Here is a 21,430-nt window from a genome sequence, read left to right on the forward strand (position 1 = left end):
GTCGGTCGAGACAACGGGAGTTCACGATGAACGAGACCACCGAAGATCGGACACCGTGATCCGCTCCGACCGGCTTCGGGTCTTCGTGGCTGCCGCCGCGACGCTGCTGTGCAACCTCGTGATCGGTGTCCTGGCCGCCTATCCGCTGGGCATGGTCATCTCCCTGCTGGCTTACCAGCTCAACGGGCCGTACTCGCTGGGCACGAACCATACCTACGCGAAGATCGCCGGCCGCTATCCCCCGTTCGAGGTCGACACGGATGAGGCGTCGCTCGTGGGGATGTTCGTCGTCGTCGCCGCGATCATCCTCGGTGCGACCTTCCTGGCGGTGAACGCCCTCCTGGCACGCCGCACACGAAAGGCGGTTCCGGCCTACGTCGCGTGGCTCGCGGCCGCGGCGGTTGCGTGGATGCCAGGGCTCTACTTCATCGCCAACTGGTGGTTCGACAGCGCGCCGTAGTCGGGCCACATACGGATATCTCCGTACCGTCCGCCGTTCAGACCGCCTTTTGCTGACTCGACCGGTTGAGCGCTTTATCGATGACATGCTATCTTTCGGCGCGGGAGTGAAGGGCACGCTCCCGGTCACCTGAGTCGATCGGCAGAGGCACGCCGAGGGCACCTCCTCCCGCCGCCTTGCCAGCCGGTGACCAGTCCGGGCCGCTCCGCCGATGCCAGGCGACCGTAGGCGGTTGCCGGACAACCTTCAGTCCGGCTGCATTCCCAGCTTCCAATGCCCGTTGCGGACAACCTCGGCTGTGACGGTGCGGCGTGCACGCCTGGCGTGCACGCCGCACCGGTCCGCATGCCGGCCAGCAGCGGAAGGGACGCCGCTCCTTCGTCACCAGGCAGCACCACAAACATCCCGCCGGGTCGACCTCACGCACCACCACCGCTACAAGACGACCACTGGCAAGGAGTCAAGCAATGGCGAGACACAGGCACCTCTTCTCACTCATCGCGGGCGCGGCGGTTCTCCTCGCGGCGACCGCCGGTGGTGCGCTGGGCAGCAGCTTCCGCGGGGCGGCGGTGGCCGCGACGAACGGCACACTCGCGGCGACTGCGGGCTGCGGCAAGGCCCCCACGCTCACCAACGGGACACGCACCATTCAGAGCAGCGGACAGAGTCGCACCTACATCTTGCGGATCCCGGACGGTTACGACCGGAACCGCCCCTACCGGCTGATCTTCGGCTTTCACTGGCTGAACGGCTCGGCCAACAACGTCGCCTCAGCCGGCTACTACGGGCTCGCGCCGCTGTCGAACAACAGCACGATCTTCGTCGCGCCCCAAGGCCTCAACGCCGGCTGGGCCAATACCAACGGCCGAGACCTGACCCTCTTCGACGACATCTCGCAGCAGATCGAGAATGACCTCTGCGTCGACACGACCCAACGCTTCGCCCTGGGCTGGAGCTACGGCGGAGCCATGAGCTACGCGGTGGCCTGCGCCCGACCAACCGTCATCCGAGCGGTCTCCGTGCTGTCCGGCGCCAACCTCAGCGGTTGTAACGGCGGCACCCAACCCGTGGCCTACTTCGGCATCCACGGCATCTACGACAGCGTGCTGAACATCTCCCAGGGCCGGTCTCTGCGCGACACATTCGTCAGGAACAACGGCTGCACGGCGCAGAGCCCGCGCGAGCCGAGCCGCGGCAGCCTCACCCACATCACCACCACCTACGCTGGCTGCCGAGCCGGCTATCCCGTGCAGTGGGCCGCGTTCGACGGGGACCACACCCCCAGCCCGGTCGACGGATCATCCAGCCCGAACGACTCCAGGACGTGGACCTCGGGGGAAATCTGGAGATTCTTCAGTCAGTTCGAGTCCACGACACCCCCCACGACCGCCCCGCCGACCACCGCCCCGCCGACCACCGCCCCGCCGACCACCACTCCGCCGACGACCGCCCCGCCGACGACCCCTCCGCCGACCGGTGAGCCGGGCACCTGCGCCGCCACCTACAGCGCGGTCAACAGTTGGCCCGGAGGCTTCCAGGGTGAGGTCACCGTGGCCAACAACACCGCCACCACCGTCAACGGCTGGACCGTACGCCTGACCCTCGCCAGCGGCCAGGCCATCAGCAGCCTCTGGAGCGGCACCAACACGGGCACCACCGGCAACGTCACCGTGCGGAACGCCCCCTACAACGGCACGTTGGGCCCGAACGCCTCGACCACCTTCGGGTTCACCGCCACCGGCAACGGGGCCACCCCGCCCAGCAACATCACCTGCACCAGCCCCTGAGCAGGGCACAATCGGGGCCCGGAGCCACTGGCTCCGGGTCCTCAGGGCTCACCCAGGCCCACCCCGACGGCGGCTACTCCACCAGCGTTCTCGGACCTACGCTGCTCATCGCGGTCGGCACGACGTCCTCAACGGCGTGCCGTGAGGGGCACGAGAACGAGGAAGGCGACGCCGAGCACGGCGGCGCCGAGGGCCCACCACCAGAAGAAGTTAGAAAAAGCCGAGGCGACCAGGAGCCCCACGCCGAGGCCGGCCAGCAGGCCGAGTGCGAACAGCGCCCGCGGCGACAGGGCGAGGTGCGGCAGGCGTTTCACCACGAGTACTTCGAGCCAGGTGCCGCCCAACGCCAACAGTGCTGCGCCGACCGCATCCACGGCCGACAGTCCGTGACCTTCGCCGAGGGGCACGAGGACGCGGCCCTCGCCACTGGCGGGAACGAACAGGATGAGCACGCCAGCGATGATGAGCACAGTGGTGATTGCTACCTGCCTGCGCGGCGCACCCTCAACATCTGGCGACATCGCTACAGTCTCGGCCATCCGTCATGGTCTTCGTATGAGCCGAATCGACAGACCTCGACCCCGGCGCTCATCACCCCCAAGCAGAGGGAGCGCAATCCCCTCTGCCGGGGAGGTTGGTCGTCACATCGCCACAGATCATTTGTTCATGACTGTCGGTATGTGGTTGCCATCGAGGACACGCGTCGGATCGATAGCGGCCGACCGGGCAAGACGATGGGCGTTGGCGTGTGTCGTATTCGTCGCTGGTGAGGTGGCTCTGCGTCTGTTCTGGATCACCGGTGGCCGGTGGGGGTACACCGCCTGCGACCGGACCGATCTGGTCGATCCGGCGGGGGGTTGCGGCGCTGACCGCGTCGAGGCGCTGCCGTTCTGGGCAGGATGGGGAGTGGTGGGGATCGGCGTCGCCCTCGCGGTGGTGGTCGTCTCCGCGATCCGGTTCTCTGGCCGCCTCGCAGCGACGGGTAGCTGGTTGGCGGCCGCACTGCTCATGCTTGCCGCGTTCCCGCTGCACCTGTTCTTCGAGATCCCGGCGGCGTTGGCGGGGCGTCCCTCGGACTGGCGTGACCTCGGTGCCCGGCTCGCGCTGGTGATCGGGGGCCTCCTGTTCGTCGGGCTTGCGAACGCATCCGGTCCCCGGCACGGACCGGTGCTCCCCGGCTTCCGGCCGGTGCCGCGGTGGACGCGCATCTGGGCGTACGTGGCGGTCGCGCTGCCGGTGGTCGGCTGGGCCGTACCGCACGGGCTCTGGGTGCTCGGCGTGCCTGTCGGCATCTCCGAGTCGAGACTGGACGACATCCAACGGAACCTCTCGACACAGATCGGCGTGGCGATCACTCTCGTCCCACCGCTCGCCGGTCTGCTCGTCCTCGGTCTGGTGCAGCGGTGGGGGCAGCAGTTTCCGCGCTGGGTGCCGGGACTGCGCGGTCGACGGGTTCCGCCACTGCTGGCGGTGCTCCCGGCCGGGCTGGTGGCACTCGCGCTGGTCACCTACGGCGTGCTGAGCGTCGCGGTGTTCGTCGACCAACTACGCGCCGGTGACCTGCGTTGGTCGGACGTCCGGGACAGGTGGGCGGAAACCGCCACGCTGCTGGTGTTCCTCGGCTGGGGAGTGTCGCTGGGCGTCACGACCACCGGCTATGCCCTCGCCACCCGCCCGCGTCAGGAGCAGACGGCAGACGCGGCATCCCGTCGTTTGCCGCCGGGTTCGCCCGCCACCTCTGCTCGCGTACGGTCAGCGCCGTCATCGGTTCGGCCCTTCCGGGCGCGACCGGAGCAGGCCGAGGATGAGGACGACGCCGACGCTCAGATGTAGCAGCGCGAGAGTCGCCTTCGCTCCCCCGCCGACGCCGCTCGGTGGCCCGACCAGGAGCGACAGCAGAAGAACCGCGACCGCGATCGAGGCCCACCAGACACCGGCCCGGTTGGTCAGACGTTCCAGCATCGCGAGCAGCGCCCAGCCGGCCAATGCCGCGACCGCGGCGGCCACGACGACCGCACCCACCGTGATCTGCTGGGTCGAGTTTCCGGAGTTGGCCGCCAGGTCGACGCCGGCCGCCGAGTGCAGGATCGCGAACTCGGCCGCCGCTACCAGGATCGCACCGGCCGACACCGCGACTCGACGCAGGAGAAGGTTGTTCGTCATGCCCTGAGTCTCCGGTCCCGCTTGGGCCGGGCACGTCGGTCCAGACGCCGCGGCGGCTACCTCCGCTGGCGGCGCGTTGTACTACCAAAGGATGTGGTCTGGCCCGCCACGAGCCCAGTAGCCTGCGCTGGTGAATGCGGCGACGTGCGAGAGCGGCCCGCCGAGTCCGTGGCGTTCCGCCACGATGGGCGTGGCGACCGGGGCGATCGGTGTCCTCGTCGCGACCGCGCTGTGGTCCGCCACCCGATCCGGCTCCACTGTGCTGATCCGCGTCGACGTCGCGCTGGCGGTGGCCGCCCTGACCCTCGTCCCGGTGGTCGTCCGCCATCCGCGGGTTGGTGGCGTGCTGGCCAGTCTGCTGGTCGTGCTGTCTCCGGTGGCCACCCCGGTGGCGAGCTTTGCGGTGCTGTTCACTGCCCGCAACCGGCCGTTCCGGCAGGCTGCGGCGGTGGCGGCGGCCGGCGTGGCAGGCGAGGCGGTGCAGGCGTTCTGGCGGCCGGTGCCCAGCCTGCCGTACGGGTGGCGGCTGGTGCTGATGACCGCCGCGTACGCGGCCCTGCTGGGCTGGGGCACCTGGGCGCAGGCCCGGCACGCCTTGCTGGCTGCGCTGCGGGATCGAGCCCGGCGGGCTGAGCAGGAGCAGGAACGGCGGGTCGTCGAGGCGCGGGCGGCCGAGCGCAGCCGGATCGCGCGGGAGATGCACGACGTGCTGGCCCACCGGCTTTCGCTGCTGGCGGCGGCCGCCGGAGCGATGGAGTACCGGCCGGATGCACCGCCCGAGCGGCTCAGCGCCGCCGCCGGGGTGATCCGGGCCAGCGCACACCACGCCCTCGACGAGCTGCGTGAGGTCATCACGCTGCTGCGCAGCGACGACGCCGATTCGCCGGCGGACGCACCACCCGGGCAGACCCTCGCCGACCTGCCGCGCCTGGTCGAGGAGGCTCGGGCCGCAGGGCAGCAGATCGAGGTCGACGACCCGCTCGGCCCGCCAGTCGAGGTCCCCCCGACGGTCGGCCGCACCGCGTACCGGATCGCGCAGGAGGCGCTGACCAACGCCCGCAAGCACGCCGCCGGGCAGCCGGTCCGGCTCGCGCTCGGCGGCACGCCGGGCTCCGGCCTGAGCATCGCGGTGAGCAACCCGACCACGCCCGACAGCATTGCCACCTCCGACGGTGGCGCCGGCCTGATCGGTCTCGCCGAACGGGCCGCCCTCACCGGCGGCCGTGTCACCCACCACATCGACGCCTCGGGTCGGTTCCACCTCACCGCCTGGCTGCCATGGCCGACGACGTGACGGGCCCGGTCCGGGTCGTCATCGTCGACGACGATCCCCTCGTACGGGCAATGCTGACGATGATGCTCGACGGCGCCGACGGGATCGTCGTCGTGGGCGAGGCCGCCGACGGCGGCGCGGCGATCACCGCAGTGGACCGGCACATGCCCGACGTGGTGCTGATGGACATCCGGATGCCCGGCGTCAACGGCATCACCGCCACCGAGCGCTTGCGCCGCCGCCACCGGCCACCCGAGATCATCGTGCTCACCACGTTCGACACCGACGAGCACGTGGTGCGGGCCCTACGCGCTGGTGCCAGCGGCTTCCTGCTCAAGGACACCCCGCCGGAGCGGATCAGCGAGGCGGTCCGCGCCGTCGCGGCCGGCAACCCGATGCTGTCGCCCGGTGTGACGCGCCGCCTCATGCAGCGGGTGGCGTCCGGGGCCGAGTCATACGAGCAGGCGCGCGGCCGGCTGGCCGTGCTCACGCCCCGGGAACGCGACGTCGTGCTGGCCATCGCCCACGGGCGCTCCAACGCCGAGATCGCCACCGAGCTGCTGATGAGCGTTACCACGGTGAAGGTTCACGTCTCGCACATCCTGACCAAGCTGGATCTGGACAACCGGACCCAGGTCGCCCTGCTCGCCCACGACGGTCGACTCGCCTGACCCGGAGGCTCGCGGCCAGGTGCCCGATGAACCGGACCTGTAGTTGCCATATTGGAAACATGTTGCGTAAGCTGCAACAGTGAGCCCTGAACCCATGCCTCCCTCTCGCGCGGTCGAGGACCTCGCTCGAGCAGCCAGCATCGCCGCTCAAGCGCAGATCCAGTCCAGATGGTTGGTCACGTTCCTCGCACTGCTGGGTGCTGCCTTCGGTGGAATCACGGCGGCCCTTGGGTTGCTCGGCTCCACACCGGCACGAGTCGCCGCCATCACCGTGATCTTTTTTCTGGTGGTCGGCGGATTGCTGATCTGGTACTTCCGGCAACGCGTGATCCCACGTGACCTGGGGCGCCGCTACGTACCCTTCATGATGGCGACGTGCTCGCTCTACGTGGTCACGCTTGGCGTGGGGCGGCCACTCTTTACGGACCGCCCGGAGTACTGGGTGCCGGCCGCTGTTCTTGTCGCGCTACCGCTTCTCGTTGGCGCCTGGCGAGGGCGTGGAGCATGACCCAGCTTGGTCAGCATCCTCGGCATGGTCTCGACGAACTGCTCACAAACGGCGTCCGCCTCTCCATCATCGCGGCGCTCAGCGGCGTGGAGAGGGCCGAGTTCGGGGCCATCCGCGACCTGGTCGAGATCAGCAATCCGGCATTGTCCAAGCAGGCGGCGGCGCTGGAGGCAGCCGGTTACGTGGAGGTCAGCAAGGGCAGGATCGGCCGCCGCCCACGAACCTGGCTTCAGCTCACCGGTGCCGGACGTGACGCACTCAACCGACACCTCTCAGCCCTTCAGCACATCACTACCGCAACGCCACGCGCTTGAGTGGGCTGCATCGGTAGCCAAGGCCGGGCGATGACGGCCGAGCAGTCCGCGCGGCAGCGGTGTCGTTGGCCGGGGCCTGACAGGCTAGTTTGCTCGGATGAGTCTTCTCGATGACGTCGCGAGGCGTGACAGTTGGCGATGCTGGGTGTGCGACGAGCCGGTCGACGCCGACATGTCGGTGAACGACCCGCGTGGTCCCAGCGTCGACAGCCGCACCGCCGACAAGAAGGCCAAGGTCGCCGAGCGACTCGCGCACCGCGCCTGCAACACTCGCAAGGGCGCGGTCAAGGTGGTCATCGCCTGGCCGGACCATCTGCACGTGGTGGAGCCCGCGCCGCTGATCACCGTCGCCGAGCGACTCGAACGCAAGGGTGGCCGCGAGTTGGTCGCCCGCTGCCCGAGTAAGAAGGATGCCCAGGAGGCGGCGGACTGGCTGGTCGACCGGTTCTCCCGGCTGGTGCCGGGACTGCCGGTGACCGCAAGCGTCGACGCAGGCGGCGGCCAGTACCTCGTCGCCCTGGCCACCGGCCGCCGCTGACCGGTGGCTCTGGTCGGCGGGCCGCCCACAAATGGCGTCTCCGGCCGGTGGCGTCGGCGGCGATCAGCTTCCCGATCGAGGGGTTGGCTCAGGCGGCCATGATCGCGTCGGCCACGGCGTCCGGGTGGGTCAACAGGCCCTCGTGCGTCCCGGGGACCATGATCGGTTCGAGTCCCAGCCGGGCGATAGAACGGAAGGCGCCGCCGCCAGTGCGTCGGCGGCGGCAAGTCTCCCGATCAGAAGGGGGGTGCGTCCTCGCCCATCAACGCGAGCACGACGCCGCCCTTCCCGCTCTTGAGGCTCTGGACCACGACCTTGCCGGTGCTGCCGTCGGGCAACTCCAACGTAAAGGTCTTTCCGACCGCGTTCTTGGGGCCATTGCCGGCGCTGTTGGCGGGTCGGAAGTCGCCTGCCCACGGCGGGATTCCACCCTTGCGGGCGGGTTCGGCGAAGAGCGCGGCGGTGCCGGGGGTCCTGGTGCCGTCGGAGGAGAGAAGGACTGAGGCGCTGCGATAGGTAGCCATATGCGCGAAGGCTATCCCGAACTGCGCTCGTTCGCGCCCCGACACAGCTCTATTCGTCGCTGTCGCGGGCTCTGCGGGCGCGTGCCCGGTAGGCGGCGACGTTCGTTCGGTTGCCGCACATTTCGTAGGAGACGGACTCGTCGCCAGCAGCGGGGTGACCCGAAGGCCACCCCACTGCCTCAATATCTGGTCGAACCGAACCGCCGGCGATGTGAAGCAGCTCTCGTATGAGCCGAATCTCCGAACCATTCGGCGGGGGATTGCACCCGTATACGGTCGAATTTCCGGACCCTGCGGAAGGCAAAGCTCCATGAACCTCATCCCTAGTCCCCAAGGCGGCACTCCGATCTCGGAGGATGCCGCAGCGCGGCTCACCGCCCAGACGGTCGGACCAGTGCTCCTCCCCGGTGACGAGCGGTACGACGCGGAGTGCGCGTCGTACAACCTCGCCATCCCGCAGCAGCCGGCCCTCGTGGTCGGCGCCGCCAACGCCACCGACGTCCAAGCCGCTGTCCGCTTCGCCGCCGAGCAGGGCCTGCCGGTCGCGGTGCTCGCCACCGGTCACTCCGCGCTCCCCTCGGCCGGAGCGCTCCTGATCACCACTCGTCGGATGGACGAGGTCATCATCGACGCCGAGGCGCGAACCGCCCGGATCGAGGCCGGCGTACGGTGGCAGCAGGTCGTCGACGCGGCGGCCAAGCACGGGCTGGCGCCACTCAACGGAGCGGCTCCGACCGTCGGCGCGGTCAGCTACACGCTCGGCGGTGGCTTGAGCCCGATCGGCCGCACCTTCGGCTTCGCCGCCGATCACGTCCATCTGATCGAACTCGTCACCGCGGACGGCGAGCTGCGCAAGGTGACCGCGGCGAACGAGCCGGAGCTGTTCTGGGCTCTGCGCGGCGGCAAGGGCAACTTCGGCGTGGTCACCGCGATGGAGTTCGCCCTGTTCCCGGTCAGCAAGATCTACGGCGGCGGCCTCTTCTTCCCTGGGGAGCAGGCGGCCGAGGTGTTCAAGGCGTGGGGGCAATGGACCGCCGGCGTACCCGATGAGTTGACCTCGTCGGTCGCGTTGCTGCAGCTGCCACCGATGCCCGAGGTGCCCGAGCCGCTACGCGGCCGGCTGGTGGCACACGTACGGATCGCCTACCTCGGCACGGCAGAGGAGGGCGAGCGGCTGATCGCCCCGCTGCGCGCGATCGCCCCGACACTGATCGACTCGGTGGCCGAAATGCCGTACAGCGCGGTCGGCTCGATCCACGCCGACCCGCCGACCCCGATCCCGTTCACGGACCGCTCGGAGTTGCTACGGGAGTTCACCCCGGAACTGGTCGACGCGATCATCGCCCACGCCGGCCCTGGCACGGGCAGCCCGCTGGTCGTGCTGGAGATCCGGCAGCTCGGCGGGGCTCTCGACCGCCGCCCGGAGCCAACGAACGCGATCGACCTGCAAGGCGCAGCCTTCACCTTCTACGCTGTCGCGGTCGGTGGCCCAGACCAGGCCGAGGCGTTCCAGAGTTACCTGACCCAACTGGTCCAGGCCATCCAGCCGTGGAGCACCGGCAGGCGTTTCGTGAACTTCCTGGGCGCCAGCGACGCCACGGCGGAAGGAGTCGCGGCGGCCTACGCGCCGAAGACGTACGAGCGGCTGGCTGCGATCAAACGCAGCTACGACCCGACCAACATCTTCCGCGTGAACCACAACATCACCCCGGCCTGATCGAGTAGATCCGAGGCCCGGCCGGGCTGCAGGCACGGTGAAAGGGTGCTGAGAGTCAGTCGCGCGACTGCCTCAGCACCCTTTGCCGCAGCTCAGGAGCCGGAGCGTTCGATCCGGACGGCGACGCCGTCGAGGATCAGGTCCAGCCCGAGCGTGAAGTCCGCGTCGGCGATCGTCGCGTCAGGAGTGTCGGACGGCGGTGCCTCGAACAGCGTCGAGGAGAACAGCCGGGCAGTCTCGGGGAAGCGCTCGGGCTCGACGAGCCGCGCCAGCGCGCGGCCGTAGTCGCGCTCGGCGTCGGCCTGTCCCTGGCCTTCGGCCCTGCCCTCGGCGAGGTCGCTGTACTGCCGCACGGACTGCGTGACGTAGCCGCTGATCAGCGACAGGATGCCGATCTTGTGCGCCCAGTCGAGGCGGGTGCGGGACAGGACCACCAGCCCGGTCTCCATCCAGGCGATCTGGTTCGGCCCCGACGGCGGCCCGGAGGTGGGCACGCGCGTCAGCCACGGCCGACGTTGGAGCACCGCGCGATGCTCGAAGGCCCAGCTGCGCAGCCCGTAGCGCCAGTCGTCGGTCGGGATGTTCGGCGGCACGCCCAGGGCGGCGTCGGCCATCAGTTCGAGCAGTTCGTCCTTGGATCCGACGTACCGGTAGAGCGACATTCCGGTGACGCCGAGATTCTTGGCAACTTTGGGAAGGGTCACCCCGCCGAGCCCGTCGTGGTCGGCGATCTCCACGGACGCGGTGACGACGCGGTCGACGTCGAGGACCGCTGGCCGCCCGAGGCGCGAGGTCTCCGACCTGCCCCACAGCCTGCGCAGCCGAGCCGGAATGAAGTCCTCGCTGGTCATGGCCCCCTCGTTCGCCTACCGGGAAACAGGCACCATCATGACAGACAGCATTAGTTTGCCTGTGATACTTTCTCAGACATACTAATGCTGGCCTCGGGGAGGGGACGACCATGAGCGTTGACACCGCACCACGGCGGACATCGAGAGGGCCGGTCCTACGCACCGAACGCGCCCTCGCGCCGGATCTGACCCGGGGAGCGATGCTGCTGATCATCGCCCTGGCCAACGTCGCCGGCGTCGTCTTCGCCGGCGAGCCCGGCCTGGACGCCACACCGGAAGGCATCGACCGCGGCCTCAACTTCCTGCTCTTCGAGCTCGTCCACGCACGCGGCTACCCGGTCTTCGCCGTGATGTTCGGCTACGGACTGGTGCAGCTCGCCCGACGCCAGGACGCCGCCGGCGCCACGCCCCGGCAGGTCCGCTCGGTGCTGTTGCGCCGCAACCTCTGGCTCGTCGCCTTCGGGTTCGCGCATGCCGCGCTGCTGTACTACGGCGACTTTCTCGGCGCCTACGGCATCGTCGGGGTCGTGATGACCGTCCTGCTGCTGCGCCGCGGCGAAAAGCTCCACCGGATCGTCCTGGTGCTCTGGGCGCTGATGGCGGTCGAGGTCGTGGTCCTCGGCGCCATCGTGACGAGCAGCATCGCCGGTTCAGGCGGATCGGCCCCGCTGCCGGCGGGCCACGTCGACTCCCTCGCCGCGTCCGGCTACCTGACATCCATCGTGGATCGTCTCAGCGAATGGCCGCCGCACACGCTGACCGTCGTGCCGTTCATCGTCATCGCCTGGCTCGGCATGTGGGCGGCCCGCCGCCGCGTCCTGGAGGAGTTGGCCCGCCACCGGACCCTGCTCACCTGGACGGCTGCCCTGGGGCTTGGCGTCGCCATCGCCGGAGGGCTGCCGGCCGCCCTGGTCAGCGCCGGATGGCTGCACGTCGACAAGCCGACCGCCAGCCTGATCCTGATGCTCCACGGTGCCAGCGGCATGTTCGCCGGCCCGGGCTACGTGGCGGTCTTCGGCCTGATCGCCCTGCGGGTGACCCGGCCCGGCCCCGTCGTCGGTGCGCTCAGCGCCCTGGGCCAGCGCTCCCTGTCTGGATACCTGTTCCAGTCGGTGGCGTGGCTCCTCCTCCTGGCACCCTTCACGCTCTCCCTGGGCCAGCGCTTCGGCAGCCCCACGGTGTCTGGCGTGCTCATCGCGGCCACCGTCTGGCTGGTGACCGTCTTGATCGCCCGCCTGCTCGACAAGCGCGGGCAGGCCGGTCCGGCCGAGAAAGTCCTACGCCGGCTGACCTACGGGCCTCGGACCTAGGACTGCGCCCCGAGGCAGCCAAAGATGATCAAGGGTGTGACCCGCCTACCGGGCCACACCCTTGACACATCTACCGGGTCACGGCGGTTCACCGCTGAGCGATCGCATCCACGATCTCGAAGGGTCAGCAGCCGATCCGGCTGGACCCGACCGCGACGTCGTCGTACCAGAGGGTGTCGGCCCCGCCGCCGTAACTCTCCCAGCCCAGTTTCAGGTCGGTGAGCTGCGGCCGCCAGGTGCGGTTGTACCACTGGCCGTCGATGTCGTGCGTCGGTACGCCGTCCGCCGTCAGCCCGGTGATGGCGGTGCCGTCCAGCCAGGTACGGAGTTGACCGGCCGACCCGTCCACCATGAACTCCAGGCAGGCCCACCGATTGGTGGGTAGCGGCATGCTCTGCGCCACCCCGGCCGGGCTCTGCTCAGGCAGGGTCGCGTCGTCGGAGGCGCGGTTCCACTGCAGGGCGCCGTTCTGGCCGCCGATCCGCAGATCCTTGTTGCCGTCGGCGGCGTCAGCCATCGCCATCATCGTGGTGTGTTCGGTGGGCTGGGCGGTGGTATGCCGTACCCAGATCCTGCCGTACCGGACACTGCCCACGCTGCCGAGGTTTTTCGTGGACCTGATGAAGACGTGGTTGCAGTACCCGGCGGTGCCGTTGATCCGGACCGCCCGGCTGCCGCTGTGCGTGGTGGTCGTGTCGATGGTGGCCGTGCCGGACCCGGCACAGTCCGGATTCACCACGGTCCAGTCGCCGGACGGCGTCGAACCGGTCTGGTTCTCGAAGCCGTCGCAGAGCACAGCTCCGGCACACCCGGTCGGCGGCGTAGTGGTGGGCGGCGCGGTGGTCGGCGGCGCGGTGGTCGGCGGCGCGGTGGTCGGCACCATCGTGGTGGGTGCGCCGGTCGGGGTCGGCCCCGTGCCGTTGCACGGTACGCCGTTCAGGCTGAACCCGGTCGGCGCGCCGCCGCTGGAGCCGAATGTGCCCTGCACGCCGAACTCGGTGGAGCCGCCAGCCGGGATGCTGCCGTTGTACGACATGCTGCGGGCGGTCACCGCCGATCCGGACTGGCTGACCGTGGCGTTCCAACCGTTCGTGACGCGCTCGTTCCCGGCGTACGTCCAGGTGACGGTCCAGCTGGAGACGGCGGTGTCGCCGGGTGAGACCTTGATGTTGGCGGTGAATCCACCGGGCCACTGGTTGGGCGTGTAGTCGACCCGGCAGCCCTGGGCAGCCGCAGCCGGGCCGGTGAGCAGGGCTGCTCCGGTCGCGGTCACGGCGGCGGCCAACGCGGCGACGACCGCCAGGGTCGGTGCGGGGCGGGCGCGGAAAATCGTCATGAGAGGTCCTTCTGCCATTGAGCTGGACGGAGGCGGCGCGGCGGCGCGCGTCCTGGACGGACACAGCGCGACAACGCGCCCTGGGTGCGGCGCGGCGGTGCGCCACAGCGACTGGTCGGTGCGTACGACCGACGTGCCCGGCTCGGGGTGGACCTGTCAGTTGCCGACGGCCCGGTCACCCGGACCCCGGCGGTGCCCATCGTCAATCTATTGACGTGTTCCTATTTAATCAAGCGTCGAGCACGCCCTCGGCTCCCGCGTCGACCGCCACCGGCGCTGTTCGGCGGGAGCCAGGCGAGCGCCTACCCCCGCTGCGAAGGTTTGACCAGGCCGAGCCAATGCGCAGCCTCGTCGGCTGGCAGCATGCCATTCACGGTCACCGTCGGGCGCATCAACGGGTACGGTCGGCCGGAGTTCCAGCTCCGCGGGTACGACGGCGGATCGATGACGACGACCCGCTCTCCTTCCAGCTCTGGGATATCCGCGGGGCGGCCCTCGTTCCAGATCCATTCGCCGTGGGCGTCGACCAGGTTGAAGTTGCCTCGGATGCCGCCTGCCGGTGCCAGGTCCTCGCCGTCGGACGCCGCCGCGATCTCCGCGGCGCTTGGCCGTTGCCCGGGCACCAGGCCCTGCGACTCGTCGCCGATCAGGGCGGCGGCGAGGAGCGTGTGCAGCTGAAAGTTGTCGCCGACGCCGCTTATCGTCACCCGGTAACCGCGTCGGGTCGCGCGGTGCAGCACGACCAGCGGTTCGTCGTCCAGGACAAGCAACAGCCCGTACAACCAATGCGCCGTGCCGATGTGCTCACGCGTCGCGCCGATGGCGGCGGTGAGCCGCGGTCGCTCGGGCAGTACGGCCCGAACGTCCTTGCGCTGTGAGAGGTACAGCACCGCCTGAACCCACCTGCCGCCGGAGAACCACGCCTCCACCAGGTTAAAGGCGTCCGACTTGGCCATCCCCCGGTTGGGCGCCGTCTCAACGAACCGTTCGATCGTCGGGCCGATCTGTTCTGCGTCACCGGGGTCGGGCAGGTCCCCGAACACCGCACCGTGCAACTCGGCGAAGCGTGCCGTCTGCTCCATCGCGTTGGTGACCCGTCGGGCGAGCGTTGGCACCACCACCGCCGCATCGGTGCCGTAGTCCGCCATGCTGCCGGCAATCTGGGCCAACTCGCCGCCCATCCCGAGCGGGATCTCGGCGAGCACCGGAGTCAACCTGGCCAGGGCCGCGTCGACCTCGTCAGGGCGTGCCTTCGGCGTGGCGCGCCCGATGCCTTGCACGGCCGCGAAGAACCGCTTGTCGTCGCGGCTGTCCACCGAGCCAACGAGGTTGTCGATCAGCTTGCCGAGGTCCGCCTTGAACAGCATCCGGTGATCTTAACGTTCGGTCTCAGGGTCGTTCCCCTGCCGAAGCTGCGCGGGCCAGCGATTCCAAGACCATCTCACCCGCGACCAGCAGCCATACGACAGCCCATAAGGTGAGCGGGTGGTCGAACGTGATGTGATGAAGGTACGGATGGCGTTGCCTGCCCACGCGGTCGAGGTTGGGACCGAGCCGCTGGACCGACCGATGCGGAACTCAGTGGGCGGCTGGCCATTCCTCGACGACGCCCAGGAATGGCCCGAGTGTTTCTGCGGCGAGCGGTTGGTTCTGTTCTTTCAACTCGACATACCCCCGGACGTGGAGATTTTCGGCGGAGACCACCTACTGGTCTTCCACTGCCGTGCGCACAACGACGCATCCGACCCCGAGTTCGCCAATGGTCGGCTCGTACCCCGGTACTGGGACGCTCCGCAGCCGCCCTACCCGCGCCCGTTCTGGCGCGTGCTGCTCCAGCGCCACGCGGCGCTGCCAGCGGCGGAGGCCGAACCGTCCTTGTCCGCCCTGCCGCTGACGCTGCGACCCTTTATAGACACCCCCAACTCGCGAGGGCTCGGAGCCCAGAGCTTCAAGGTGGGTGGCACCCCGTCCTGGGCGCAGGATCCCGAGGGCTACAAGTGCGCGTGCGGCGCCGATCTGGTGTACGTCTGCCAGGTGCCGGAGGGCATGGAGTTCGCTGTCCACCCCGGCCAGCCAGAGCAGCCCTACAGCATCCGCGCCGACACCTACTGGCTGTTTCTTGGCAACGAGGTCTACCTGCTGGCGTGCCCGGCCCACTGCGATCCGGCGGCAGTCTGGCCGGTGAACCAGAACTGACCCCTCCACATCACCGACCTGCACACCCTCATCACCGCCGATCCCGCTGCAACGAACAGGTCAACCAACACTCCGAGCTCAGACACTGTTTCTCGTCCCGCCGGATGGCAAGTCCCAGGCGCGAGCCAGGGCAGCGAACTCCTGGTGGAACTGCGGGAACGTCTTGCCGACGCAGGACGGTTCGTCGAACTCGATCCCCGGCGTCCGCAGGCCGGCCACGCTCATGCTCATCGCGATACGGTGATCCGAGCGGGTCTGCACCAGCGCTCCCGTCGGGGTTCCCGGATCGATCTCGAGCCAGTCCGGCCCCGAGCGGGTGGATACGCCGCAGGCAGTGAGCGCGGTGGTTATCGCGTCGATGCGGTCCGACTCCTTGACCCGGCAGTTTCCCACATCGGTGATTCGGGTTGGCGCATCAGCGAACGGCGCGATTGCCGCCAACGTCATCATGGTGTCGCTGATGTCGCGCATGGCCACCGTGCCTGGTGAACGCAGCCGGGGCGGGCCGGTCACGGTGACGCTGTCGTCATCGACGTCAACCCGGCAACCCATCGTCGGCAGAACCTCCGTTGCGAACCGGAGGTCGCCCTGGCTCGACCGGCGGCCGAGACCTGGCACGGTCACGGTGTTGCCCGTGACGGCGGCAGCGGCGAAGAAGTACGACGCCGTCGACGCATCTGGCTCGATCCGATACTCCTGAGCCTGGTAGATGCCCGGCGGAATAGTGATCGTGGAACCGTCCCAGCTGGACTCGACCCCGAACTGCCGCATCATCGTCAACGTGAGATGGACGTACGGTGCCGAAACGGGATTGGGGGCCTGCACCTTGAGGCCGTCCCGCATCGCCGGCGCGGACAGGCACAGTGCCGAGAGGTACTGGCTGGAAACGGCGGCATCCACCTCGATCGCTCCGCCGGCCAGGCGCGAGCCGTGCACGACCCACGGCAGTCCGTTCCCAGGTGCGGCATCGACCCGTACGCCAAGGCCCCGCAATGCCGTCAACAGGGGCCCCATGGGGCGAGCACGCATCTGGGCGCTGGCATCGATCACATAGCGCCCCAGCCCCAACGCTGCCAGGGCCGGCACGAACCTTGCCGCAGTGCCCGAGTCGTGACACCACACCGTCGCCTCCGGGGCAGGCGGGCCGGTCGGATCACCGGTCACGGCCCACACGTCGGGCTCGCGGGTCACCCGGAACCCGAGGCTGTCGAGGCCCTCCGCGAAAGCCACCGTGTCGGCCGCCGCCAGCGGGGCCACCAGGCGGGTGGTCCCCTCGGCCAAAGCCGCGATGAGCAACGCCCTAGCCATGATCGACTTCGAACCGGGAACACGCGCAACTACCGTGCGAGGCGCAGAGATCATGCGGGGCTCCCCTAGCTCGACCGACATCGCACCACCAGATTAATCCGGCGCCTCAGCGCCCACCGCCCGCACAATGGCGTCGGCTACGCCGTTCGCGCCGACGAGCCGATCCGCTCCCCGACATGTTCGGCACGGCCCTGCGTCCGCGAAAGGCACACGGCGACGAGGCGCGGTCTCCTGCCGGCGGCCACCTGAAGCGGGATCGGTCAGGCTCGGTCGATGAGATCGAGGCCGGTCAGGTCGGCCGAGAGCGCCCAGAGGCGGGCCGCCTCACTGCTGTCTGTGGGGCTGCCGTCGGTGATTCGGCAGTCCACGCAGTAGTCGCCGCCGTTCGCATCGAGGTGGGGTGACGTGGCGGCCCAGACTTGGGTCGCCGCGCCTTGCTCGACGGTCTTGAACAGGCCCGGCGCAGGAGTCCCGTCCGCGTCGATCCAGCCGGCAGCGACCATCTCCTCGACCGCAAGGTGCCGTTGCAGGGGAGTGAGGATCCAGCCGGGGTTGACGGAGAAAGCGCGGACGCGATGCGTTCTGCCGAGCAGGTCGAGGTGCCGGGCGAACAAGACATTCGCGAACTTGGACTGGGCGTAGGCCTCCCACTTGTCATAGCCGCGCTCAGACTGCACGTCGTCCCACCGGATACGCCACCCCGGGTTGCGCCCGGAGGCGACCGAAACGACACGAGCCGTGCCGGAGGCGGTGAGCGCGGGCCACAGCAGGTTCGCCAGCGCGTAGTGGCCGAGGTGGTTGATCGCGAACTGCGCTTCCCAGCCGGGTCCTACCCGTGTCTCCGGGCAGGCCATGATCCCGGCACTCGCTACCAGGATGTCGAGGGCGGGATGGCTGCGTAGGAACCGTTCGGCGAACGCGCGGACGGAGGCGAGGTCGGCGAGATCGAGCTGGTCGACCTCGACCCCGGCTGCGCCGGCGAGTGCCTGCCGCGCTGCGTCCGGCCTGCGAGCGGGGACGATGACCCGAGCCCCGGCTTGGGCGAGCGCGAGGGTCGTGGCGAGACCGAGGCCGGAGTAGCCGCCCGTGACGACAGCGGTCTTGCCGGTGAGGTCGATTCCGGCGAGGACGTCTCCGGTCGTGCTGTGGGTGCCGAACATGGTGTGGGTCGTATCGCTGGTCATGCCGCGGACGCTAGGTGCTAGACCGAGGTCTAGGTCAACGGGCTAAGGTCGACGCCGTGGCGGACGGGGGTCTGAGCATCGGGCAGGTGGCGCAGCGCACCGGGTTGAGCGTGCACACCCTGCGGCTCTACGAGCGTGAGGGTTTGCTAGCCAGCGAGGTGCAGCGCGACGGGTCTGGCAGGCGCGTCTACAGCGCCTGGGACGTCGAGTGGCTGGCTAACTGCGTGAAGTTCCGGGCCTCCGGGATGCCGCTCACGACGATCAGCCGTCTGGCCCAGCTCGTCCGCGAGGGCAGTGGCAACGAGGCGGAACGGCTCGAGCTGCTCCGCGAACACCGGCGCTACCTCAGCGAGCAGCTCGCGCAACTGCGCGACTGCCTCGAGCTCATCGACGTCAAAGTGGCCAGCTACGAGCAACACCTCGCCGCCGGCGCCTCCGGAGATCCCTGGCAACAGCAACCCCAGCCCGCACCAAGAGAACACCGGCACCAGACGGGCTGACGCCCACCGCCGCGCCGGGTGGGAAAATGCCAATGCGGTCCTGTGTACCTCTCGATAGGGTCGCGCAATGGCTCGCAAGACATATCAGGTCATCGTGCGCGGCAAGTTCGCGCCACTCGATGACGAGCAGCGGGCCGCGCTGCTCGCCAAGGCTGACGAACACGACGTGTTTCGGGCCAAGTTCACCGAGGAAGGCACCGTGACCTACGAGCGGTCCCTGCTCGCCTTCACCTTCCGCTGCCTGGTCCCGGCCACCGAAGAGGACAAGGAAGCGAACGTGATTGGCAAGGCGGAAGCGCTCGCGGCAGCCGCCGTCTCAGGATTGGGTGCCGACTACCGCGACCTCAAGTCGGTGTCGACCGACCTCGACAGCATCAAGATCCGCCGACGGGGGCACTGACACTCCCGGCCAGGCTTCGGTTTCCTACGCCCTGTCCCAGACGCCCGTGGCTGCGGTGTCCTTGGCGAAGTCGGCGAAGTCCCGCGGCGCACGACCCAGGGCACGCTGCACCCCATCGGCCACCCGGGCGTTACGGCCGTCCAGCACGGTCGTGAAGAGGTACGTCAGTAACTCGACGACCTCCCCCGGCACGCCCTCGACGGTCAACGCCCCCGTGTACTCCTCGACAGAGACCGGAACGAAGTCGATGCGCCGGCCCGCCGCACCAGCGATCTCACCGATCGCATCGGCGAAGGTCAGCAGCCGCGGTCCGGTCAACTCGTAGAGCTGCCCCGCGTGCCCATCCTCGGTCAGCGCTGCCACGGCCACCTCGGCGATGTCGTCGGCGTCCACGAACGGCTCGGGCACGGTCCCGACCGGGAGAAACACTTCGCCGCCCACCACCGGCTCCCGCAGATAATCCTCGCTGAAGTTCTGGCTGAACCAACTCGACCGCAGGATCGTCCACTCGACCCCGGCGGACTGGATCAGCTTCTCGGCGGCCTGGGCCTCCTCCTCACCCCGACCGGACAGCAGCACCAGCCGGGCGACCCCGGAGTCCGCCGCGAGATCGGCGAATGCGCCGACGGTCTCGGGAGCGCCCGGCACCGCGAGGTCCGGGTAGAAGGACACGTACACGGCGCCGACGTCCCGGAGCACCGGTGCCCAGGTCGTCCGGTCCGTCCAGTCGAAGGGCTGCTCGGCGGACCGGGAGCCGACCCGGACCGTCACTCCCCTGCCCCGCAGCCGTTCTACGACGCGACGGCCGGTCTTGCCCGTGCCACCCAGGACGAGGATCGTGTTCCGCTCTTGCTCGTTCGTCATAGATTCCATTCAAGAGCGGGCCGGTGAGACTGCACATGGCCAAGACGCGCACCTTCATGTTCAATCGTCTACGTGGATGCTGTCTCCGGCCTGCTCGACGGCCCCCGGGCGCAGGGCGCGTTCCTGCTCCGCTCGATCCTGACCCCGCCCTGGTCGATGGCCATCAAGGACGAGGCGCCGCTCACCCTGGTGACCATCGTCCGGGGCGACGCCTGGATCGTCCCGGATGAGGGCATGGCCGTGCGGCTCGGCGCCGGGGATGTAGCGATCATCCGAGGCACCAGCCCGTACATCGTCGCCGACGACCCGGCCACGGCACCGCAGGTGATCATCCATCCGGGCCAGCGCTGCACCACGCCGGACGGCCAGGAACTGTTCGAGATGACCCAGCTGGGCGTACGCACCTGGGGCAATGGGCTGGACGGCCCGACGATCCTGCTCACCGGCACGTACACGATGCAGGGCGCGGTTGGTCAGCGGCTGCTGGGCGCGCTGCCGCCGCTGGTGGTCGTCCCGCGCGAGTCCTGGGACTCCCCGCTGGTGCCGCTACTGGCCACCGAGATCGTGAAGGACGACCCCGGCCAGGAAGCTGTGCTCGACCGCCTACTCGACCTTCTGCTGATCGCCACGCTGCGCGAATGGTTCGCCCGCCCCGGCGCCAAGGCCCCTGCCTGGTACAAGGCGCACAGCGACTCGGTGGTCGGTCGGGCCCTGCAAATACTCCACAACAACCCCGCCGAACCCTGGACCGTGGCGTCACTGGCTGCCCAGACCGGGGTCTCCCGGGCCGCGCTGGCCCGCCGGTTCACCGCGCTGGTCGGTGAACCGCCCATGTCGTACCTCACCGAGTGGCGGCTGGCCCTCGCCGCCGACCTGCTCCGCGAGCGGGACGCCACCGTCAGCGCGGTCGCCCACAAGGTCGGCTACAGCAGCCCCTTCGCCCTGAGCACCGCCTTCAAACGCCGCCGTGGGGTGAGCCCTCGGCAGCACCGAATGGCCGCCCATCAGTAGCCGCGTGCTGACGACGGTTGACCTGTGCACGGGCCGGTCACGCCTCACCCTGGGCTCCTAACTCTGGCCCGGGCTGTGAGCGCAGGCACCGGCCGCTGGCCGGCGGTGCGGTAGTTGTCAAGTCAAACTGAGACGGTCTGTGCCTGTTGGGCTGGCTGGTTGATCCACACTTGGGTGGGGAGTTTGGGTGCGCGGGGCCGGTGGTTGAACCTGTCTGGGTGCGCGGCGTGAGCTGCGTCGAGGGTGGCCTGGCGTTGCTCGCGGATTTGGCTGGCGGTGCCGTAGTGCACCGACGCTGGGGTATGCCAGCCGATTCCGGAATGCCGGTGTTCGTGATTGTAGGCGGTGAAGAAGCCGTCGCAGAAAGCTCTCGCGTCCGCGAGGGATCCGAACCTTTCCGGGAAGTCCGGCACGTACTTCATGGTTTTGAACTGGGCTTCGGAGTACGGGTTGTCGTTCGAGGTCCGGGGTCGTGAATGCGAGCGGAGCACACCGAGGTCGACGAGCATTTCTGA

The 21,430-nt window shown here is 69.2% G+C and carries 24 protein-coding genes; 14 read left to right on the forward strand and 10 right to left on the reverse strand.

The annotated features are described in order from the left end of the window. Window positions 1-55: 55 nt before the first annotated feature. Both ACLQ28_RS22310 and ACLQ28_RS22315 read left to right on the forward strand, forming a co-directional pair. Complete coding sequence (locus ACLQ28_RS22310; protein WP_425688212.1) at window positions 56-460, forward strand: hypothetical protein; 405 nt, start codon at window positions 56-58, stop codon at window positions 458-460. Between the two features lie 467 nt (window positions 461-927). Then, window positions 928-2,247, forward strand: a complete 1,320-nt coding sequence (locus tag ACLQ28_RS22315; RefSeq protein WP_425688213.1) for a cellulose binding domain-containing protein — start codon at window positions 928-930, stop codon at window positions 2,245-2,247. Between the two features lie 128 nt (window positions 2,248-2,375). On the opposite strand, the gene ACLQ28_RS22320 is transcribed toward ACLQ28_RS22315, so the two are convergent. Further along, on the reverse strand, window positions 2,376-2,699 hold the full coding sequence (locus ACLQ28_RS22320) for a hypothetical protein (protein ID WP_425688214.1): 324 nt from the start codon (window positions 2,697-2,699) through the stop codon (window positions 2,376-2,378). A gap of 319 nt (window positions 2,700-3,018) precedes the next feature. Between ACLQ28_RS22320 and ACLQ28_RS22325 the strand changes: the two genes are divergently transcribed. Next, entirely contained in the window at window positions 3,019-4,080 is a 1,062-nt protein-coding gene (locus ACLQ28_RS22325; protein WP_425688215.1) for a hypothetical protein, read from the forward strand. Here ACLQ28_RS22325 and ACLQ28_RS22330 read toward each other — a convergent pair. After that, window positions 4,009-4,410 carry a DUF6069 family protein gene (locus tag ACLQ28_RS22330; protein WP_425688216.1) on the reverse strand — a complete coding sequence of 134 codons (402 nt, stop codon included), beginning with the start codon at window positions 4,408-4,410 and terminating at the stop codon, window positions 4,009-4,011. The genes ACLQ28_RS22325 and ACLQ28_RS22330 overlap by 72 nt on opposite strands. A 130-nt stretch (window positions 4,411-4,540) precedes the next feature. Between ACLQ28_RS22330 and ACLQ28_RS22335 the strand changes: the two genes are divergently transcribed. The 5 genes from ACLQ28_RS22335 to ACLQ28_RS22355 all read left to right on the forward strand — a co-directional run bounded on the left by ACLQ28_RS22335 (window position 4,541) and on the right by ACLQ28_RS22355 (window position 7,714). Beyond that, window positions 4,541-5,704 (forward strand): sensor histidine kinase, encoded by a 1,164-nt coding sequence (locus ACLQ28_RS22335; protein WP_425688217.1) that lies wholly within the window; start codon window positions 4,541-4,543, stop codon window positions 5,702-5,704. Then, entirely contained in the window at window positions 5,689-6,354 is a 666-nt protein-coding gene (locus ACLQ28_RS22340) for a response regulator (protein WP_425688218.1), read from the forward strand. The genes ACLQ28_RS22335 and ACLQ28_RS22340 overlap by 16 nt, the downstream gene beginning before the upstream one ends. 79 nt (window positions 6,355-6,433) lie before the next feature. Beyond that, window positions 6,434-6,862 carry a hypothetical protein gene (locus ACLQ28_RS22345; RefSeq protein WP_425688219.1) on the forward strand — a complete coding sequence of 143 codons (429 nt, stop codon included), beginning with the start codon at window positions 6,434-6,436 and terminating at the stop codon, window positions 6,860-6,862. Next, window positions 6,859-7,176, forward strand: coding sequence for a winged helix-turn-helix domain-containing protein (locus tag ACLQ28_RS22350; RefSeq protein ID WP_425688220.1), 318 nt, complete (start codon window positions 6,859-6,861; stop codon window positions 7,174-7,176). The genes ACLQ28_RS22345 and ACLQ28_RS22350 overlap by 4 nt, the downstream gene beginning before the upstream one ends. A gap of 97 nt (window positions 7,177-7,273) precedes the next feature. After that, window positions 7,274-7,714: a hypothetical protein gene (locus ACLQ28_RS22355; RefSeq protein WP_334523735.1), complete on the forward strand. Its 441-nt coding sequence runs from the start codon at window positions 7,274-7,276 to the stop codon at window positions 7,712-7,714. A gap of 236 nt (window positions 7,715-7,950) precedes the next feature. On the opposite strand, the gene ACLQ28_RS22360 is transcribed toward ACLQ28_RS22355, so the two are convergent. After that, window positions 7,951-8,238, reverse strand: coding sequence for a hypothetical protein (locus tag ACLQ28_RS22360; RefSeq protein ID WP_350917013.1), 288 nt, complete (start codon window positions 8,236-8,238; stop codon window positions 7,951-7,953). Between the two features lie 310 nt (window positions 8,239-8,548). Here ACLQ28_RS22360 and ACLQ28_RS22365 point away from each other — a divergent pair, with 310 nt between their 5' ends. Next, window positions 8,549-9,955, forward strand: a complete 1,407-nt coding sequence (locus ACLQ28_RS22365; protein ID WP_425688221.1) for an FAD-binding oxidoreductase — start codon at window positions 8,549-8,551, stop codon at window positions 9,953-9,955. A gap of 92 nt (window positions 9,956-10,047) precedes the next feature. On the opposite strand, the gene ACLQ28_RS22370 is transcribed toward ACLQ28_RS22365, so the two are convergent. Beyond that, a complete protein-coding gene (locus ACLQ28_RS22370; RefSeq protein ID WP_425688222.1) occupies window positions 10,048-10,806 on the reverse strand; it encodes a TetR/AcrR family transcriptional regulator in 759 nt (252 codons plus the stop codon). A 110-nt stretch (window positions 10,807-10,916) separates the two neighbouring features. Between ACLQ28_RS22370 and ACLQ28_RS22375 the strand changes: the two genes are divergently transcribed. Then, on the forward strand, window positions 10,917-12,116 hold the full coding sequence (locus ACLQ28_RS22375; RefSeq protein ID WP_425688223.1) for a DUF418 domain-containing protein: 1,200 nt from the start codon (window positions 10,917-10,919) through the stop codon (window positions 12,114-12,116). 124 nt (window positions 12,117-12,240) lie between these two features. Here ACLQ28_RS22375 and ACLQ28_RS22380 read toward each other — a convergent pair whose 3' ends face one another. Beyond that, a complete protein-coding gene (locus ACLQ28_RS22380; protein WP_425688224.1) occupies window positions 12,241-13,452 on the reverse strand; it encodes a cellulose-binding domain-containing protein in 1,212 nt (403 codons plus the stop codon). A gap of 302 nt (window positions 13,453-13,754) precedes the next feature. After that, window positions 13,755-14,819: a hypothetical protein gene (locus ACLQ28_RS22385; RefSeq protein WP_425688225.1), complete on the reverse strand. Its 1,065-nt coding sequence runs from the start codon at window positions 14,817-14,819 to the stop codon at window positions 13,755-13,757. A gap of 118 nt (window positions 14,820-14,937) precedes the next feature. Between ACLQ28_RS22385 and ACLQ28_RS22390 the strand changes: the two genes are divergently transcribed. Continuing rightward, window positions 14,938-15,648 carry a hypothetical protein gene (locus ACLQ28_RS22390; RefSeq protein ID WP_425688226.1) on the forward strand — a complete coding sequence of 237 codons (711 nt, stop codon included), beginning with the start codon at window positions 14,938-14,940 and terminating at the stop codon, window positions 15,646-15,648. Window positions 15,649-15,726: 78 nt separating this feature from the next. On the opposite strand, the gene aroA is transcribed toward ACLQ28_RS22390, so the two are convergent. Both aroA and ACLQ28_RS22400 read right to left on the reverse strand, forming a co-directional pair. Continuing rightward, window positions 15,727-17,037: a 3-phosphoshikimate 1-carboxyvinyltransferase gene (aroA, locus tag ACLQ28_RS22395; protein WP_425688227.1), complete on the reverse strand. Its 1,311-nt coding sequence runs from the start codon at window positions 17,035-17,037 to the stop codon at window positions 15,727-15,729. Between the two features lie 179 nt (window positions 17,038-17,216). Then, window positions 17,217-18,140 carry an oxidoreductase gene (locus ACLQ28_RS22400; protein ID WP_425688228.1) on the reverse strand — a complete coding sequence of 308 codons (924 nt, stop codon included), beginning with the start codon at window positions 18,138-18,140 and terminating at the stop codon, window positions 17,217-17,219. A 56-nt stretch (window positions 18,141-18,196) separates the two neighbouring features. On the opposite strand from ACLQ28_RS22400, the gene ACLQ28_RS22405 reads away from it, so the two are divergent. Both ACLQ28_RS22405 and ACLQ28_RS22410 read left to right on the forward strand, forming a co-directional pair. Continuing rightward, window positions 18,197-18,640 (forward strand): MerR family transcriptional regulator, encoded by a 444-nt coding sequence (locus ACLQ28_RS22405; protein WP_425688229.1) that lies wholly within the window; start codon window positions 18,197-18,199, stop codon window positions 18,638-18,640. 67 nt (window positions 18,641-18,707) lie between these two features. Continuing rightward, window positions 18,708-19,040, forward strand: a complete 333-nt coding sequence (locus ACLQ28_RS22410) for a DUF6204 family protein (RefSeq protein WP_425688230.1) — start codon at window positions 18,708-18,710, stop codon at window positions 19,038-19,040. A gap of 24 nt (window positions 19,041-19,064) precedes the next feature. On the opposite strand, the gene ACLQ28_RS22415 is transcribed toward ACLQ28_RS22410, so the two are convergent. Beyond that, window positions 19,065-19,904, reverse strand: a complete 840-nt coding sequence (locus tag ACLQ28_RS22415) for an NAD(P)H-binding protein (RefSeq protein WP_425688231.1) — start codon at window positions 19,902-19,904, stop codon at window positions 19,065-19,067. Between the two features lie 72 nt (window positions 19,905-19,976). On the opposite strand from ACLQ28_RS22415, the gene ACLQ28_RS22420 reads away from it, so the two are divergent. Next, window positions 19,977-20,915 (forward strand): AraC family transcriptional regulator, encoded by a 939-nt coding sequence (locus ACLQ28_RS22420; protein ID WP_425688232.1) that lies wholly within the window; start codon window positions 19,977-19,979, stop codon window positions 20,913-20,915. Between the two features lie 122 nt (window positions 20,916-21,037). On the opposite strand, the gene ACLQ28_RS22425 is transcribed toward ACLQ28_RS22420, so the two are convergent. Beyond that, window positions 21,038-21,430 (reverse strand): integrase core domain-containing protein (locus tag ACLQ28_RS22425; protein ID WP_425688233.1); only part of this gene is annotated, 393 nt, incomplete at its 5' end.

The sequence above is a fragment of the Micromonospora sp. DT201 genome (genome assembly GCF_049841575.1).
Classification (GTDB): domain Bacteria; phylum Actinomycetota; class Actinomycetes; order Mycobacteriales; family Micromonosporaceae; genus Micromonospora.

Excerpts from the sequence above, each read along its gene's own strand:
- ACLQ28_RS22400 (WP_425688228.1), bottom strand. The coding sequence starts at position 18,140 with ATGACCAGCGATACGACCCACACCATGTTCGGCACCCACAGCACGACC.
- ACLQ28_RS22340 (WP_425688218.1), top strand. The coding sequence starts at position 5,689 with ATGGCCGACGACGTGACGGGCCCGGTCCGGGTCGTCATCGTCGACGAC.
- ACLQ28_RS22415 (WP_425688231.1), bottom strand. The coding sequence starts at position 19,904 with ATGACGAACGAGCAAGAGCGGAACACGATCCTCGTCCTGGGTGGCACG.
- ACLQ28_RS22330 (WP_425688216.1), bottom strand. The coding sequence starts at position 4,410 with ATGACGAACAACCTTCTCCTGCGTCGAGTCGCGGTGTCGGCCGGTGCG.
- ACLQ28_RS22350 (WP_425688220.1), top strand. The coding sequence starts at position 6,859 with ATGACCCAGCTTGGTCAGCATCCTCGGCATGGTCTCGACGAACTGCTC.
- ACLQ28_RS22375 (WP_425688223.1), top strand. The coding sequence starts at position 10,917 with ATGAGCGTTGACACCGCACCACGGCGGACATCGAGAGGGCCGGTCCTA.
- ACLQ28_RS22410 (WP_425688230.1), top strand. The coding sequence starts at position 18,708 with ATGGCTCGCAAGACATATCAGGTCATCGTGCGCGGCAAGTTCGCGCCA.
- aroA (WP_425688227.1), bottom strand. The coding sequence starts at position 17,037 with ATGTCGGTCGAGCTAGGGGAGCCCCGCATGATCTCTGCGCCTCGCACG.
- ACLQ28_RS22315 (WP_425688213.1), top strand. The coding sequence starts at position 928 with ATGGCGAGACACAGGCACCTCTTCTCACTCATCGCGGGCGCGGCGGTT.
- ACLQ28_RS22370 (WP_425688222.1), bottom strand. The coding sequence starts at position 10,806 with ATGACCAGCGAGGACTTCATTCCGGCTCGGCTGCGCAGGCTGTGGGGC.
- ACLQ28_RS22365 (WP_425688221.1), top strand. The coding sequence starts at position 8,549 with ATGAACCTCATCCCTAGTCCCCAAGGCGGCACTCCGATCTCGGAGGAT.
- ACLQ28_RS22355 (WP_334523735.1), top strand. The coding sequence starts at position 7,274 with ATGAGTCTTCTCGATGACGTCGCGAGGCGTGACAGTTGGCGATGCTGG.
- ACLQ28_RS22360 (WP_350917013.1), bottom strand. The coding sequence starts at position 8,238 with ATGGCTACCTATCGCAGCGCCTCAGTCCTTCTCTCCTCCGACGGCACC.
- ACLQ28_RS22380 (WP_425688224.1), bottom strand. The coding sequence starts at position 13,452 with ATGACGATTTTCCGCGCCCGCCCCGCACCGACCCTGGCGGTCGTCGCC.
- ACLQ28_RS22385 (WP_425688225.1), bottom strand. The coding sequence starts at position 14,819 with ATGCTGTTCAAGGCGGACCTCGGCAAGCTGATCGACAACCTCGTTGGC.